This is a genomic window from Ensifer sp. ENS10, assembly GCF_014852025.1.
Classification (GTDB): domain Bacteria; phylum Pseudomonadota; class Alphaproteobacteria; order Rhizobiales; family Rhizobiaceae; genus Ensifer.
This window is the reverse complement of sequence record NZ_JACVAS010000005.1, coordinates 20546-34511: the sequence shown is the minus strand read 5'-3', so window position 1 is coordinate 34511 and position 13966 is coordinate 20546. Positions and strand designations below refer to the sequence as shown.

General features: G+C 62.5%; 13 protein-coding genes. 6 read left to right on the top strand and 7 right to left on the bottom strand.

Features of this window, described 5'->3' with window-relative positions; translation table 11 throughout:
* Positions 1-10 precede the first annotated feature (10 nt).
* Positions 11-1339: an aminotransferase class III-fold pyridoxal phosphate-dependent enzyme gene (locus IB265_RS18520; protein WP_192494967.1), complete on the top strand. Its 1329-nt coding sequence runs from the start codon at positions 11-13 to the stop codon at positions 1337-1339.
* A 218-nt stretch (positions 1340-1557) separates the two neighbouring features.
* Here the strand turns inward: IB265_RS18520 and IB265_RS18515 are convergent, their stop codons facing one another.
* The 6 genes from IB265_RS18515 to argH all read right to left on the bottom strand — a co-directional run bounded on the left by IB265_RS18515 (position 1558) and on the right by argH (position 7868).
* On the bottom strand, positions 1558-2427 hold the full coding sequence (locus IB265_RS18515; RefSeq protein ID WP_192494966.1) for a polysaccharide deacetylase: 870 nt from the start codon (positions 2425-2427) through the stop codon (positions 1558-1560).
* 12 nt (positions 2428-2439) lie between these two features.
* Positions 2440-3846, bottom strand: coding sequence for an MmgE/PrpD family protein (locus IB265_RS18510; RefSeq protein ID WP_246805987.1), 1407 nt, complete (start codon positions 3844-3846; stop codon positions 2440-2442).
* Between the two features lie 64 nt (positions 3847-3910).
* Entirely contained in the window at positions 3911-4738 is an 828-nt protein-coding gene (locus IB265_RS18505; protein ID WP_162728047.1) for an ABC transporter substrate-binding protein, read from the bottom strand.
* 30 nt (positions 4739-4768) lie between these two features.
* Complete coding sequence (locus tag IB265_RS18500) at positions 4769-5539, bottom strand: amino acid ABC transporter ATP-binding protein (protein WP_112995296.1); 771 nt, start codon at positions 5537-5539, stop codon at positions 4769-4771.
* An 11-nt stretch (positions 5540-5550) separates the two neighbouring features.
* Positions 5551-6417: an amino acid ABC transporter permease gene (locus tag IB265_RS18495; RefSeq protein ID WP_113736901.1), complete on the bottom strand. Its 867-nt coding sequence runs from the start codon at positions 6415-6417 to the stop codon at positions 5551-5553.
* On the bottom strand, positions 6414-7868 hold the full coding sequence (argH, locus tag IB265_RS18490) for an argininosuccinate lyase (RefSeq protein WP_192494964.1): 1455 nt from the start codon (positions 7866-7868) through the stop codon (positions 6414-6416). The genes IB265_RS18495 and argH overlap by 4 nt, the downstream gene beginning before the upstream one ends.
* A gap of 118 nt (positions 7869-7986) precedes the next feature.
* Here argH and IB265_RS18485 point away from each other — a divergent pair, with 118 nt between their 5' ends.
* The 5 genes from IB265_RS18485 to IB265_RS18465 all read left to right on the top strand — a co-directional run bounded on the left by IB265_RS18485 (position 7987) and on the right by IB265_RS18465 (position 12895).
* Positions 7987-8883 carry a LysR substrate-binding domain-containing protein gene (locus IB265_RS18485; RefSeq protein WP_162733679.1) on the top strand — a complete coding sequence of 299 codons (897 nt, stop codon included), beginning with the start codon at positions 7987-7989 and terminating at the stop codon, positions 8881-8883.
* An 11-nt stretch (positions 8884-8894) separates the two neighbouring features.
* Positions 8895-9419 (top strand): GNAT family N-acetyltransferase, encoded by a 525-nt coding sequence (locus IB265_RS18480; protein ID WP_113133261.1) that lies wholly within the window; start codon positions 8895-8897, stop codon positions 9417-9419.
* Between the two features lie 274 nt (positions 9420-9693).
* Entirely contained in the window at positions 9694-11088 is a 1395-nt protein-coding gene (locus tag IB265_RS18475; protein WP_162733678.1) for a sulfite oxidase, read from the top strand.
* A 575-nt stretch (positions 11089-11663) separates the two neighbouring features.
* Complete coding sequence (locus IB265_RS18470; protein WP_113133260.1) at positions 11664-12539, top strand: S1C family serine protease; 876 nt, start codon at positions 11664-11666, stop codon at positions 12537-12539.
* Positions 12536-12895, top strand: a complete 360-nt coding sequence (locus IB265_RS18465; protein ID WP_057248290.1) for a response regulator transcription factor — start codon at positions 12536-12538, stop codon at positions 12893-12895. The genes IB265_RS18470 and IB265_RS18465 overlap by 4 nt, the downstream gene beginning before the upstream one ends.
* Before the next feature lie 411 nt (positions 12896-13306).
* Here IB265_RS18465 and IB265_RS18460 read toward each other — a convergent pair whose 3' ends face one another.
* Positions 13307-13639, bottom strand: coding sequence for a GYD domain-containing protein (locus IB265_RS18460; protein ID WP_058325856.1), 333 nt, complete (start codon positions 13637-13639; stop codon positions 13307-13309).
* Between the last annotated feature and the right edge of the window lie 327 nt (positions 13640-13966).

Genomic DNA, 13966 nt, shown 5'->3' with positions numbered 1-13966 from the left:
GCCCAATCACATGGATACGCTCACCACGCCCGGCCCGAACAGCCTTGATGCCTATTGGATGCCGTTCACGGCAAACCGGGATTTCAAGGCGAATGCGGCACTCATCTCGCATGCCGAAGGGCTCTACTACTTCACCAGCAACGGCCATCGTCTGCTCGACGCCATTGCCGGTCTCTGGTGCGTCAACGCCGGGCATGGTCATCCGCGGATCGTCGAGGCGATCCAGAAGCAGGCGGCGCGGCTGGACTTTGCTTCCTCGTTCGGCCTCGGGCATCCGCTGGTCTTCGAATATGCCAATCGGCTGACGTCGATCGCTCCGGCGGATATGAACCATGTATTCTTTACCAATTCGGGTTCCGAAGCCGCCGATACGGCGATCAAGATCGCGCTTGCCTATCATCACGCACGGGGGGAGGGGCAGCGCCAACGTATCGTCGGGCGCCAGCGCGGCTATCACGGTGTTGGTTTCGGGGGCCTGTCGGCGGCCGGAATGGGGCCGCACAAGAAGCAGTTCGGCATGCTCTTGCCGGGCGCAGTTCACCTGCCCCATACGCACGATCCGGCAAGGAACGCCTTCAGCCTCGGTCAGCCTCGCCACGGGGCAGAGCTTGCCGATGCACTCGAACAGATGATCGCGACCTACGACGCCTCGACGATCGCAGCCGTTATCGTCGAACCTGTCGCCGGTTCGACCGGCGTGCTCGTACCACCGGTCGGCTATCTCGAACGGCTGCGCGATCTCTGCTCACGCCATGGCATCCTGTTGATCTTTGACGAGGTCGTCACCGGCTTCGGGCGGCTTGGCCGGCCCTTTGCGGCCGATCGCTTCGGGGTCATACCCGATCTCCTGATGGTCGCGAAAGGTATGACCAACGGTGCGGTTCCGATGGGCGGCGTGATCGCCTCGAGCGTCATCTACAACACGGTCACTGGGAAAGCGGCCTCGGGTGCCGTCGAACTGTCCCACGGCTACACCTATTCCGGCCATCCGCTGGCAGCGGCGGCCGGCCTCGCGTCGCTCGATGTATATGTTTCCGAAGGCCTGTTCGAAAGGGCAGCGCGGCTTGAGCCGCATTGGCAAACCTGCGCCCACAGCCTCAAGGGTCTTCCAGGGGTCGTCGACATCCGCAACCTCGGTCTGCTCGCCGGCATCGAACTTGGAGAGGATCCCGTCAGCGGCAAGGCGCTGGCCAGAAAAGTCTACAAGCACTGCTTCGAACACAGAGTGCTCGTTCGTCCGGTGGCAAACACCATCGTGCTGTCGCCGCCGCTCACCATCGGTGAACATGAGGTCGAGACGATCTTCGCGACCATTGAGGCCGCGCTGAAGGCGGGCTGAAACTGCGATCGCCATTGATGGACGGCGGCTCCCAGAGGCGGTGGCCCGGTCGCCGTGCCGGCGATCGCAAAGGCCGGCGGTGTTCAAGCAAGAGAAAGGCCGCGCCCGTAGACCGGTGGCTGACCACGATGGCGATATTGCGATATTGTAAGGGTCGCCTCTGCTGTGGAGACGGTTGAAGTCCATTCGCGTTGGTTTGGTGGGCGACCGGCGAGACCCTATGCTGCTTCGGTTTCGGCTTCGTAGTGCGCGAGGATTTCCGCGCCGGTGGCGATCCAGACGTCGTCACGCGCGGCGACCTCGCTGAGGAAATCCCGCAGAATCCGCCACCGCATCGGCCGGCCGGAAACCTGCGGATGCAAGACAAGCGTGCTCACGCCGCCCCACTCGTGGGTTCCGACAAACTCCTCGCGCCAGATGGGTAGGATAGCGTCCCTCCCGAAGAGCGGGCGCGCATCCAGCCGACCGGTCATGCCGAAATTCCAGTCGTCGAAGGCGTAGTTGACCGGAATTTCCACCGGCCCCGGGCGGCCGTCCGCCAGACGGTGACGATAGGGGCGGATATCATCGCGGAAGGATGAGGAATAGCGCAGGCCCCGTTCGCAAAGATAGGCGAGAAGCTCGGGAAAATTCTCGCCGGATGGCGCGCGATAGCCGACGGGTGTGACGCCGAGCCGGGATTTCAGCGCTTCGAGGCCGCGGTCGATCTCCTCTTTTGCTTCGTCCAGCTTGCTGCGATCCGGGCATTTGTGCAGGTAGCCGTGATGGGCGATCTCGTGCCCGGCAGCGACAATCGGTTCACACGCGGCTGTATGGGCCTCGGCCGTCCAGCCCGGAACGAAGAAGGTCGCCTTGAGGCGCAGCATATCCAGCAGTTCGAGGATCTTTGTGATTCCGACCCGGGCGTCGTATCCGCCGAGTGAGGTCGTCACCATCCGGTCGACATTGGCGTGGTTGTTGCCGATCCAGGCAGTCTCGGCATCGACGTCGAAACCGATAAAAAGGGCGCTCTTCTTGCCGTACGGCCAGTCAAAAACGGGGGCTGGTGACGCCGGGTTGAGTGGGCGAGGGCTGAGATCGTAGGTCATGAAACTTCCTTCTCAAATGAAGACCGGCGCTTCGGGTTCGTCTGCGACCAGCAGGTCAGAAAGGCCCCGGCAGTCCGCGTGTTCCTCCAGCACGCCCACGAAATCGGCGAGGTCCGCGATACGAGCCGCAGGCAATGCCATCGACGCGAGGCTGTCGAATTTGGCACGGATGGCGGCGTCGCTCATCGGCCGCTCGCTGGAGCCGGTGGCGCGGGGCACCATCGCCGTCCTGCTTTCGCCATCAGCGAAGATGACGGTCACCTCCGGCTCGGCCATCTGCGGCATCTGCGCATCGGGATGAAAGCGGAAGCGGCCGAGAACATCGGCGATGCGCGGGTCGCCACGGGCGGCGGCGGAATACTGTTCGAGGTCGACGCGGCCGAAGACCAGGAGCGCCGCTAGCGCATAGCCGAGGCTCATTTGTGCGCCCGCCAGTGTTTCCAGCCGCGCCCGGCCGCACATGTCCATCAGGAAGGAGCTGAGGCGGACGTCAACCCGCGCGATGTCGGCGGCAGTGCGGCCGGTCTCGGCAAGGATGTCGCCGACAGCGTCGATGGCGGAATGCGCGCCGCGGCAAGCAGCGTAGGGCTTGAGCGAGGCCCGTTCAATCTTCCAGTTCGTGCCCAGCCCGGCGGAGAGTTCGGCGGCATGCCCGGCATCCCGGACATAGGTGCGGAAGAAACCGCCCCAGACATCGTCGAACACCTGCGAGGGACCGGAAAAGCCGGCGCCGGCGAGATCGGCGGCGAGAAGTCCGCCTTCAGCCGCCCGGCCCGCGTGGACCTTCTTTGCTTGGCTGCCATCATGATTGAAGGCCCACAGGCCAGAGGAAAAGCTGGTGGCCAGCGTCAGGGCGTGGCGAAAGAGGGTGCTGTCATAGCCGCGCAGCCGGGCGACCGCTGCCGCAGCCGCGAGCGTGCCGCAGGTGCCGGTGGAGTGCCAACCGGCAGCATTGTGCACGCCGTAGCCGCCGGATGCATCCAGCACGCGGCGGCCGACCTCGTAACCCGCCGTCAGCGCGCAAATGAGATCGCCGCCGGAAATCGGGGCCTCGCAGGACGGAAGAGCTGCCAGTAGCGCGGGCAGAACGACGGCGCCTGTATGATCGCAGCCGCCGGAATCGTCGAGTTCGAAGACATGGGTGGCCACCCCGTTGGCAAGGGCCGCGTCGCGCGGTCCGGTTCGCTGTGGCGAGGCCAGTAGCGGTGTTGTTCCCCCTGGTGCGACGAGCGCACGTACCTTGCGGAATTCGATGGAGCGAGTGCCAGCGAGTGCTGCGCCGAGCGTATCCAGAAAGTGGGATTTGGTACGGGCGGCGATCCGGGCCGGTAGATCGGCAGGCGCAAGTCGGGCGCAGAAATCGGCAAGCGCCTCGACATGCGTCAACGCTTGCACGCCGCCTCGGGCTTCATCGGGCATCATGATATCCTCGTTCGGGCAGGCGAGGGGAGCGGCCCGGCATACTCGCCGGGCCGTCCCGCGATTATTTTGCGGCTTCGCCGTTGATCATCACGCCGTCGAGCGTGCTGGCGGCGAGACCATATTTTTCGAAGATCGCCTTGTATTCGCCGGAGGCCATGAGGGCTTTCAGGGCGCCGGCAATCGCGTCACGCAGCTCGGGCGTCTGCTTGGAGAAGCCGATGCCCTGATAGACTTCCGTAAAGGGCTCGCCGACGATGGCGTAGGTGTCCTTTTCAAGCTGCAGCAGGTAGGGCAGGGTTTCCGAGCCCTGGACCGCGCCGTCAAGGCGGCCCTGCTTCAACTGGGCGCGGGCATCGGCCGAGCCTTCGGTGCCGACGATAACAAGCGCCGGCTTGCCGTTGGCTTCGCAATTGGCGGCGCTCCACTTCTTGGCCTCATCCGGGAAGGAGGTGCGACGGCTCATGCCCACGGTCTTGCCACAGAAGTCGGTGAGTTCCTTGAATTCATCCTTGCGTTTGGCCGAGGTATAAAACTGCGCGCCGGAGCTCATATAGTCGACGAAGTCCATGGTCTCGCGTCGTTTGGGCAAGTCGCTCATGCCGCTCAAAACTAGGTCGGCGCGACCGGTGTTCAGCGAAGACACCATTTGCTCGAAGCCGATCTCGGACCATTCGATCTCGGTGCCGAGCTGCTTGGCCAGCGCCTTGCCAAGCTCGATGTCGACGCCCATCAGTTCGTTCGTCGCCGGGTCGCGATATTCCATCGGCGGATAATTCGGCGTGTTCGCCACCACAAGCTTGCCCGCGGATTTTTGTTTCTCCGGCAGATCCTGTGCGTGGGCGGTAAAGGCGAGCAGGCACGCCGAGGCGGCCAGAATTGCTTTTTTCATCGTAGTTCCCATCCTGTCGGTTTTTTACGGTTATCGTTGCACAGCCTTGAGAAAATCGGCGGTGCGGGGGTTGTCGGGTTGGGTCAGGACCCGCGCCGAAGGGCCGTGCTCAATCAGCCGCCCGCCGTCCATGAAGGCGACGGTGTTGCTGACGTTGCGGGCAAAGCCCATTTCGTGGGTGACGACGATCATCGTCATGCCGGAGGCGGCGAGATCGTTCATCACATCGAGCACCTCGGCCACCAGTTCGGGGTCGAGTGCGGAGGTCGGCTCGTCGAACAGGATGAGCGAGGGACGCATGCCCATCGCTCGGGCGATGGCGACGCGCTGCTGCTGGCCGCCAGAAAGCTCCGAGGGATAGTTGCCGGCCTTGTCGGCAAGGCCGACGCGTTTCAGGAGTTCCATCGCGTGTTCGCGGGCGGCCTTCGAGCTTTCGCCCAAAACCTGTACCGGCCCTTCGATCACGTTTTCCAACGAAGTCTTGTGCGGGAACAGGTTGAAGCGCTGGAAAACCATGCCGATGCCCCGGCGCTGGCGGGCGATTTCCACGTCGCTCAGTTCATAGAGCCTGTTGCCGTCGCGGCGGTAGCCGATCAGCTCGCCATTGGCCCAGATCGCGCCGGAGTCGATGCGTTCCAGAAGGTTGATGCAGCGCAGGAACGTGCTCTTGCCGGAACCCGAGGGGCCGATGATGCAGCTCACCTCGCCCTTACGCACTTCCAGACCCACCTCATTGAGCGCCTTGAATGTGCCGAAGCTCTTGCAGACGTCAACGGCCTTGACCAGGATTTCACTTGTCATGTGCGCCCCCTTCAGATCGTCGTGCGGCCGCGGGTGCCGCGGGCGTAGTAGCGTTCGATCCGGGATTGGATCAGGGAGAGGACGGTGACGATCGCGAGATACCAGAAGCTTGCGACCATCAGCAGCTCCAGCACGCGGGTATTGGCGTAGTAGATCACCTGCGCATTGTGCAGGATCTCCGAATACTGGATCACCGAGGCGAGCGAGGTGAGCTTGACCATGCTGATCACCTCGTTACCAACAGGCGGAACCATGACGCGCATGGCTTGCGGCAGCACGATGCGGCGCAGCGTCTGCATTCCCGTCATGCCGATCGTCCGAGCGGCTTCGTACTGGCCGGCGTCCACGGACAGGAGGCCGCTTCGCACGACTTCCGAGGTATAGGCGCCCTGCTGGATGCCCAGGCCAAGCATGGCGGCGACGAAGGGCGTCATCACCTCGACGGTGTTGAATTCGAACAGGCCCGGAATGCCCATCGTCGGGAAGATCAGCGCGAGGTTGAACCAGAGCAGCAGCTGCAGTAGCGCCGGCGCGCCACGGAAGATCCAGACATAGACGAGCGCGATGTATTCGAGCACCGGATTGCCGGAAATGCGCATGATCGCGATGAGGACGCCGAGTGCGATGCCGAGCGACATCGCCGCGACTGTCATCAGCAGTGTGTTCCAGATGCCCTGGATGATCACGGGGGCGAACAGGAATTGGCCGACGACCGGCCATTCGATCTGGCCGACGACGAAGGCGCGGATCAGGAGCGCCACCATGAGCAGCACGATGGCGGCGAAGACCTTGCGCCCCACATGCCTGCGCGGGACGAGTTCAAGATGGGCGATGTCATGGGCATCGCGGCTGGATTGGGGAAGGGGCGTGTCGGTCATGCTTCCTCTCCCGTTAAGGGGACAAGGGCAACACCCGAGAGATCCTGTTCGGCCCAGGCACGCTGCTCTTTGCAGGTGTCGGCAAAGACCGCGATCTGCTCGCGCACGCGGGCGGGGGCGGTTCCCCCCTGCCCGAAACGCTCGGCGAGCGCCCGGGCTGGGTCGATCACCTTAAGCACATCCGGGGTCAATGCTTCGTCGATGTTCGGCAGGTCGGCCTCGGTCAGTCCGTCAAGCTCCATGCCCCGCTCTTCGCAGTAACGTACGGCGGCGCCGGAGATCTCATGGGCATGCGAGAAAGGAATGCCCTGCCGCACCAGCCAGTCCGCCACCTCGGTTGCCAACGTGAAGCCGCGTGGCGCGTCGGCTGCCATGCGTTCGGTGTCGAAGGTCAACGTCGCGACCATGCCGGCGAAGGCAGGCAGGATCAGGTCGAGAAGATCGATCGTCTCAAAAAGCGCGCGCTTGTCCTCGGCGAGATCGCGGTTGTACGCAAGCGGCATCGCCTTGAGAGTGGCGAGCATGCCCGCAAGATTGCCAATCATGGTGCCCGACATGCCACGCGTCAGCTCGGCGATGTCGGGATTCTTCTTCTGCGGCATGATCGACGAGCCGGTCGAGTAGGAATCGTGCAGCTTCACCCAGGCGAACTGGCGCGTAGCCCAGATGCAAATCTCCTCCGACAGACGCGAGAGGTTCACGCCCAGCATCGCGGTCACGAACAGGAATTCCGAGACCACGTCGCGGCTCGCGACGGCATCAATGGAATTCTCGCAGGGACGGGCGTAGCCGAGATCGCGCGAAGAGCTTTCGGTATCGCGGGCGAAAGCCGAGCCGGCCAGGGCGGCGGCGCCGAGCGGCGAACGGTCGAAGCGGCGGTCCCAGTCGATGAAGCGCTCGATGTCGCGGCTGAGCGACTGTGCGTGCGCCATCAGGTGATGGCCAAGCGATATCGGCTGAGCGGGCTGAAGGTGGGTGAAGCCCGGCATGACCGTCTCGATATGCTCATTCGCCTGGGTGGCGAGTGCGTCCTGCACCGCAAGGACCAGCTTCACCAGTCGCCGCGCCGTGCGGCGAAGGTAGAGCCGGGTGTTGTTGGCGGTCTGGTCGTTGCGCGAGCGGCCGGCACGCAGCTTGCCGCCGAGGGCACCCAGCCGCTCGATCAGCAGGCGCTCGTGGAAGGTGTGAAGATCCTCATCCGAGGCTTTCGGCTTTTCGCGGCCGGCCGCGACATCGGCCGCGATCGTATCGAGCGTTTGCAGCATCCGCGGCAGTTCGTCCTCGCTCAGTACGCCAGCGCGCGCAAGTTCGCGCGCATGGGCGCGAGACCCGGCGATGTCTTCGGGGGACAGGCGGAAAAAGCTTGGATTGCTTCGCGAGAGCGCCGCGAGTTCCGGAGAGGGACCGCTGGAAAATCGGCCTCCCCAAAGCGATGTCGCTTGTTCTGTCATGATAGTCTCCCATCTCGGTAATTATGTTCCCGAGTTGAGGTTGCCTTTTAGGGACCGCTTGCACAAACGCGAAAAAGCGATACCGTTATGACGAAACCGACTAGCCCCTTGCCAGAGAATGCCCTTGGTTCATACCTCCGTACCACTGCCTTCGATGACTGCCCTTCGCGTGATGCTTGCGATTGCGGAGCGAGGCTCGACGACGGCGGCTGCGGAAAGCATCAACCTGTCGCAAAGCGCCGTGAGCAAGCAGTTGCTGACCCTCGAAAACCTTCTCGGCGCGCAGATGTTCACGCGAAAGCCGTCGGGCATGGTGCCGACAGACCTCGGCCGCATCTATTTGGAACAAGCGCAGGTGGCGATCAAGGCGATGGAGGAGGCCGCCTTCCGCGCCGCGAGCCTGCAGCCCGATTCCCATACGCTTCGGCTGAAGGTGTTGCCCATCCTCGGCGACCGCTGGCTCTTGCCGCGCTTTTCCGACTTCAATCAGAAACACCCGGATATCGACGTTCAGTACACCACCTTCGCGACCGACAACCCGGCGGCTCAGCCGGACGCAGTGTTCCGCTTCGGCCGTGGGCCATTCGCGAACGAACACTCGGTCTACCTCTTCGGCGAGGATGTCCGGCTCGTTTGTGCACCCGCTTATCTCGCGCGGTTCGGCTCCTGTGAAACCCTCGAGGATGCGGCGCGCGGTGTCATCATCGAGCATCCGAGCACTCCGCTGCGCTGGATCGACCTGGTGGCGGAACATGGGAAACCGGACCTCGAGCCACAGGGCGTCATGCGCTTCGACTATTATACGCTCGTCCTGCGCGCCGCGATCTCCGGCCAGGGCATGGCCCTCGTTCCACCACAGCTCGTCGAGGAGGAACTGAGGGCCGGAAGCCTCGTCAATCCCGGGGGGATTGGCTACGCATCCAAGGTCGCCTACTGGTTCACCACCCCAACGGACCGCAAGCCTTCATCGGCGCTCAAGGCGTTCCAACGTTGGCTGATGACACAGGTGGAATAGGGGAGCGGGCGATGGAAAAGGTGACGATACGGCAAGCAGCCCCGGCCGACGCGGATGCAATCGCGCATTTGCACGTGAGGGTATGGCGGCAAACCTATCGTGGTCTTGCCCCACCGGAGGTTTACGCTCTGCTCGATGAAACCCGTCGCCGCAGCACCTGGCGCGAAAAGCTCACGGCGAACGATCCCGACCAGATCGTGCTTCTCGCCGAATTGGAGGGAAGGCCGGTCGCGATCGGCGCCGCCGGCGCGCCCTCAGCCGGGATCTTTGGCGATCTCGGCGAGATCAAAAACCTGTACGTCGATCCGGATGTCAAACGCCAAGGCATCGGCCGCCTATTGCTCTCAAGGCTTGCTTTGCATTTGCGGGAGAGAGGATTTCCCGGAGTTGGGCTGGGCGTGGTCGACGGCAACGAACCTGCGATCGCTTTCTACGACGCGCTCGGCGGCAAGCGGGCCGGGGAATACACGGATGCCGGTCCGATCTGGCGCTCGCGAAATATCGTCTTTGTGTGGGCTGACAGTTTGGCGCTCTGAACGTCTCTGGAAGTCAACAGTTCGATTCCTTTCAAGGCAACGGATGTGTCTCGGATTCCGGTCTAAAGCGGACCTTCAGCCTCACAACATCAACCGCCAACCTATTCCTAGCGCGGGTGACAAGGCATGTTCATCCAAAAATCCGGCGTCTAATCCTAGCCGGGAGGCGGTGCGGTTCTATCTGATCATGCAGGTGCCTAAGAGACCGAAGGACCACCACTGATCGTATCAGACCGACCAGCCAGTTCGACGAAGCCCCAGCAGGGAGTTTTCGATGCCTCTGTTCATTGTGCACCATCGGCACTCACCCGAAACCTGTCCCGCGCGCGATCCGGCCAAGGGCGCGATGCTGTTGAATCATTTGAGCCGGCCGAGCGCTGCCCGCCACGGTGTGCTGATCAAGGGGGAAGCTGTTGCGCAGGGCTCACATTCACTGTTCTTCATTGCCGAGGCAGCGGATGAGACCGTGCTTCAGGCTTTTTTGACGCCTCTCCGTCAAGCCGGCGAGGTCGAAGTGACGGCAGCGATGACCTGCGCTGCGATGGTTTCGAGCGGCGGCTGTGATGGGCGCCCGGTGGACGTGTCTGCAGAGGTGCTCAACCCCGCAGATGCGTGCCAGGATGCCATCGAGGCTGGCCTTCTCATTCACAGCGTTAATCCGTTGAATGGCGAGACCTCGGTGCCGGACCTTGCAGGCGGTGCCGTGATGCCGAACGGTCGGTTCTACTTGCGTAACCACTTCGATATTCCGAACCTTGGCGGTGACAACTACCGGCTGTCGATCGGCGGGCTGGTCGAACGGCCACTGAAACTGTGCATGAGGGAGCTTCACAACCTTCATGCGGAGAGCCTCGTGGTGACACTGGAATGCGCCGGCAACGGCCGCAGCCTATTCGATCCTGCCGTACCCGGTGAAGCCTGGGGACTGGGCGCCGTCAGCACCGCCGAGTGGACCGGGGTTCGCCTGATGGAAGTGCTTGAGCGCGCGGGCCTGCGACCCGGGGCGACGGAACTCACCTTCCGCGGTGCCGACAGCGGGGTCGTCGACGGGCACGTCGCGCCGGTTCGTTTCGAACGTGGCTTAAGCTTGGACCAGATCGGTGAAACGGATGCGCTTCTTGCCTACGAGATGAACGGCGAGCCACTGTCACCGCCCCATGGCTATCCATTGCGGCTGATCGTGCCCGGTTGGTATGCGGTGGCGTCCGTCAAGTGGCTGACCGAGATCGTCGTTACCGACAAGCCCTGTGAAGCGTACTATCAGGCGGAGAAGTACTGGTACCATTGGGTGCGCAACGGGCATGACGAGCGCGCGCCGGTGAAGCTGATGAATGTGCGAGCGCTGGTATCTTCGCCTGATGAGGGGGAGAACCTGCCGCGCGGCGAGACCGCGATCCGGGGTGTCGCATGGTCGGGCGCCGGCAGCATCTCCAGGGTCGATGTATGCCTGAACGACGGACCTTGGTGCGAGGCACGGCTCGTTGGCGAACGACGACGGGCTGCGTGGCAATGGTGGGAGTTGATCACGCGACTTGAGGAGACGGGGCCACTCACCGTGCGGGCGCGCGCCACCGACACGGCGGGCCGGACACAACCCGAACACGCCGTGTGGAACCGGCTGGGCTACGGCAACAACTCGATCCACTCTGTAACAGCACGGGTAATCTGAAGCGGGAAAGCAGGCATTTCAAACCGGCGTCGTTACATGTGCGGTGCAAAGGCTGGTGAGGGCCAGTTTTCGCAATCGGGAAGACAAGCCGCTTGCCCCCTGACGCCGGGTCGACACGAATGGAGCAAGTTGGCCTGTAGTCATTCCGAACTAGCACGGACGGATAATTGCTGCGTTCATGAGATCGCCTGTGCGTAACGGTCTCCGTTACGCGAAACCGGATCGCCGTCCTCGCGCGCCTTTGCCGCTGCCTCCTCGCAATCGCGACCAGTTCGATTGGTCCCCAGCGAATCGAGCATCTCGCGGCCGCTTTGCACGCCAACCATCGCTTCTCGCAGCGGAGGTTCGGTCCGCTGTACTCTCTCAGCGAGATTACTCGCTCCCCAGCTACGACGCCACGGGCGCTATCCTGACTTTCCAGATCGCGTTGAAATATTAGGCCAGCCGCGTACGTCGACAAGTGATGAGCGCCGAGGCGTTGGGATGCGGGCAAGCCGAGCGTGATCGGCCTACCTGACCGGGCAGTGGCTATCACCGCCGTAGAGACACACATTAGGCTTTACAGGAGATCACCCATGACTGAACCTAGTTTCCTCGCTCAATTATCTTCCACGATCGTCGAAGCCGCCGCTGCGGTGGCGCCGAGCATTGTTGAAATTGCCTCAACCCGTTCGCTCGCCACCGGATTCGTCTGGCGCGAAGGCCTCATCATCACCGCAGATGAAGCTCTTTCCGACGAAGGTCAGATCCTCATCGAATTCTCGGATGGCACGCAACACCCAGCCAGCCTGGTGGGGCGCGATCCGTCGACTGACATCGCGCTGCTTCGCGTCGAGGGAGCCCCCGCGCTGTCGGCTGTGCTCGACCAAGAGGTGCCTCGACCTGGTGCACTCGTCGTGGTCGCCGCGGCCGCCGAGAGCGCGCCACTTGTTTCATTCGGCAGCGCGATCGCGGTTGGTCCTGCGTGGCGATCGATGCGCGGCGGGAAAATCGATGCACGTATCGAGCTAGACGTGAGATTGCGACGTCGCGCGGAGGGGGGCTTGGCGATCAGCGCGGAGGGCAATGTCTTTGGAATGGCGGTGCGCGGCCCCCGGGGCCGAACCCTCGTCATCCCCTCTGCAACCGTTGAACGCGCGGCGGCTCTCCTCCTGGCGCATGGCGAAGTCCCGCGTGGCTATCTCGGCCTCGGGCTCCATCAGGTCGCCGTTACCGGTGGCGGCCAGGGGGCGATGGTCATGAGTGTTGACCCCGATGGACCCGGCGCTATTGGTGGGGTCCTGCAAGGAGACATCATCGTCCACTGGAACGGTGAGGCCGTTCCTTCGGTCAATGCGCTCGTGCGGACCCTTGATCATCAATCGATTGGCAGATCGGTCTCCTTGGGGATCAGGCGTGCGGGCGCTGATGTCGAGGCGGCGGTCACTATCGCGACCCGACCCCGCCGATGAGTGACACGGGCCCTATTACGATCGCGGTGCGCATCGACGATCCGGTGCTTGCGGAGCGGTTGAGCGAGCTGCTTACGTCTGTCGATTGGGTGCGTCTGGCGCCGGAAGGGGAGATGTCCGAGCTGGTCCTCTCCACGGCGCGGGCCGCCACGGAGGAGGCGGGTCTGACTTCCCGCGAACGCGAAGTCGTGGCGCTTCTCGCAGAAGGCCTTTCGAATAAGGAGATTGCTCGCAAACTCGGCATCTCTGTCGATACAGCGAAATTTCATGTCGGCCGCATCATCGACAAGCTTGATGCCACCGGTCGCACCGATGCGGTCGCCCACGCCGCGCGGCGCGGCGTGATTCATCTGTGAAGGCGCTTTTATTTTGCTCGATACACTTCCAATTGACAGTCATTCTGATGACGGTCATCCGCTGACCATCCCATAGATGCCTATTCGCGCGCTGTTGTGCGTGTCGCGGAAGCCGTAGGCCATCCGTCGTGCGTGTCGGAAATCGACGCGGAGCGGGCTCGCCGTTGCGTGTGACAAGTCAATGATGCTGTGCATTTGCAAGTTTTTTCAGTCGTTAAATAACAAGTATTTTCTGCGAAAACATTAAATTTCGCAATAAAATCATATTTCTAGATATGTTCCCATACTCATTAATGCAGAAGGATCGTCACCCCATGGGCCGAGTCTCCGAGGCCTATTCGCGCGCCAACACATCGTTTCTGGCAGCGGAGGTTCGGTCCGCTGCCAGAGATGTTTCAACCAGTGGTCTGCTTATTTTGCCGGGGGCCTGTAGGAAGATGCGATTTTGCCCGCCTTCTCTTGCGCAGCCTTGAATTCCGCGCCCGTGTAGGCTCGCACGGTTTTGACATTCGAGACGGCTCCCGATGCGCCAACGACGAGAAGTGCGGGGACCAGGTCAGCGCCATCGTCGAATTCCGTGATGGCCATCCAATCGGTTTCGCCGGTCGTGACGTAGAATGAATGCAGTTTTCCGCCCGCTGCTTCCATGATGTCACGGGCTGCCTTTTCTCGGTTCGATGGACTATCAATCATTCCCTTCGCTGACGTGGCTGTATAGCACCCTGTGGTTATGAACAGTGGCATAGTACATCCTCCCTTGCTGATTGGGCAGATCGGGTGATCTACCGTACTCAATATCTCAAAAAACTTGGCGTTAGACGAGCGTCGGACTGCGGAGCTCTGAATTGTGGCCGCCCCATCTTGGCGCAGTCTTGGGCGCGTTGCCGTTTCTGACCCTGATCGGACTATTATCGGTCCGCGCACGCCTGTCTGAAAGACGCCGATGAGCGATATCTTCCGGCCGGGTCACCATCGCAGCGACGATGGCTACTGCCATCTCGAACTACTGCTGTCGCCGAGTTGCCTGCATTGCTTGCTTCTCTGGACCGCTGGGCGTCAAAGTCGATACTT

Excerpts from the sequence above, each read along its gene's own strand:
- argH (WP_192494964.1), bottom strand. The coding sequence starts at position 7,868 with ATGACAGAACAAGCGACATCGCTTTGGGGAGGCCGATTTTCCAGCGGT.
- IB265_RS18500 (WP_112995296.1), bottom strand. The coding sequence starts at position 5,539 with ATGACAAGTGAAATCCTGGTCAAGGCCGTTGACGTCTGCAAGAGCTTC.
- IB265_RS18470 (WP_113133260.1), top strand. The coding sequence starts at position 11,664 with ATGACTGAACCTAGTTTCCTCGCTCAATTATCTTCCACGATCGTCGAA.
- IB265_RS18495 (WP_113736901.1), bottom strand. The coding sequence starts at position 6,417 with ATGACCGACACGCCCCTTCCCCAATCCAGCCGCGATGCCCATGACATC.
- IB265_RS18520 (WP_192494967.1), top strand. The coding sequence starts at position 11 with ATGGATACGCTCACCACGCCCGGCCCGAACAGCCTTGATGCCTATTGG.
- IB265_RS18475 (WP_162733678.1), top strand. The coding sequence starts at position 9,694 with ATGCCTCTGTTCATTGTGCACCATCGGCACTCACCCGAAACCTGTCCC.
- IB265_RS18465 (WP_057248290.1), top strand. The coding sequence starts at position 12,536 with ATGAGTGACACGGGCCCTATTACGATCGCGGTGCGCATCGACGATCCG.
- IB265_RS18480 (WP_113133261.1), top strand. The coding sequence starts at position 8,895 with ATGGAAAAGGTGACGATACGGCAAGCAGCCCCGGCCGACGCGGATGCA.
- IB265_RS18485 (WP_162733679.1), top strand. The coding sequence starts at position 7,987 with ATGCCCTTGGTTCATACCTCCGTACCACTGCCTTCGATGACTGCCCTT.
- IB265_RS18515 (WP_192494966.1), bottom strand. The coding sequence starts at position 2,427 with ATGACCTACGATCTCAGCCCTCGCCCACTCAACCCGGCGTCACCAGCC.
- IB265_RS18460 (WP_058325856.1), bottom strand. The coding sequence starts at position 13,639 with ATGCCACTGTTCATAACCACAGGGTGCTATACAGCCACGTCAGCGAAG.
- IB265_RS18505 (WP_162728047.1), bottom strand. The coding sequence starts at position 4,738 with ATGAAAAAAGCAATTCTGGCCGCCTCGGCGTGCCTGCTCGCCTTTACC.
- IB265_RS18510 (WP_246805987.1), bottom strand. The coding sequence starts at position 3,846 with ATGCCCGATGAAGCCCGAGGCGGCGTGCAAGCGTTGACGCATGTCGAG.